The organism is Streptomyces sp. NPDC093260, assembly GCF_040683715.1.
Taxonomy (GTDB): domain Bacteria; phylum Actinomycetota; class Actinomycetes; order Streptomycetales; family Streptomycetaceae; genus Streptomyces; species Streptomyces sennicomposti.
In genome coordinates, this window is record NZ_JBFBEK010000071.1 from 1 (window position 1) to 1,178 (window position 1,178).

General features: G+C 69.9%; 1 pseudogene. It reads left to right on the top strand.

From position 1 onward, the window contains the following. Nucleotides 1-1,178: pseudogene (locus AB0N63_RS36120) on the top strand (alpha-1,4-glucan--maltose-1-phosphate maltosyltransferase); the annotation flags it as partial.

Below are 1,178 nucleotides of genomic sequence, written 5' to 3' on the forward strand. Positions count from 1 at the left end.
CGGCTGGCGGCGGCGCTCACGCCGGAGGTGACCGAGGTCCTCACCCGGCATCCGCTGCGCGAGCTGGTGACCTCCTGCGACCCGCTGCCCCTCCAGGTCGAGCGCGAGCGCGCCCTGTACGGCGCCTGGTACGAGTTCTTCCCCCGCTCCGAGGGCACCCCCGAGCAGCCGCACGGCACCTTCGCCACCGCCGCCCGCCGGCTGCCCGCGATCGCCGCGATGGGCTTCGACGTCGTCTACCTCCCCCCGATCCACCCCATCGGCACCACCTTCCGCAAAGGCCCCAACAACACCCTCACCGCCGGCCCCGACGACGTCGGCGTCCCCTGGGCCATCGGCTCCCCCGAAGGCGGCCACGACGCCGTCCACCCCGCCCTGGGCACCCTGGACGACTTCGACGCCTTCGTGGCCCGCGCGAGCGAACTCGGCCTGGAGATCGCCCTCGACTTCGCCCTCCAGTGCTCCCCCGACCACCCCTGGGTCCACAAACACCCCGAATGGTTCCACCACCGCCCCGACGGCACCATCGCCTACGCCGAGAACCCGCCCAAGAAGTACCAGGACATCTACCCCATCGCCTTCGACGCCGACATGGACGGACTCGTCACCGAGACCGTCCGCGTCCTGCGCCACTGGATGGACCACGGCGTGCGCGTCTTCCGCGTCGACAACCCCCACACCAAACCCGTCGTCTTCTGGGAACGGGTCATCGGCGACATCAACGCCACCGACCCCGACGTGATCTTCCTCGCCGAGGCCTTCACCCGCCCCGCGATGATGCACACCCTCGCCCAGATCGGCTTCCAGCAGTCCTACACCTACTTCACCTGGCGCACCACCAAACAGGAACTGACGGAGTACCTCACCGAACTGTCGGGGGAGGCCGCCTCCTACATGCGGCCCAACTTCTTCGCCAACACCCCCGACATCCTCCACGCCTACCTCCAGCACGGCGGCCGGCCCGCCTTCGAGGTCCGCGCCGTCCTCGCCGCCACCCTCGCCCCCTCCTGGGGCATCTACAGCGGCTACGAACTCTGCGAGAACACCCCTCTCAGAGAGGGCGGCGAGGAGTACCTCGACTCGGAGAAGTACCAGCTCAAACCCCGCGACTGGGCCGCCGCCGAACGCGAGGGCCGCACCATCGCCCCCCTCATCACCCGCCTCAACGACATCCGCCG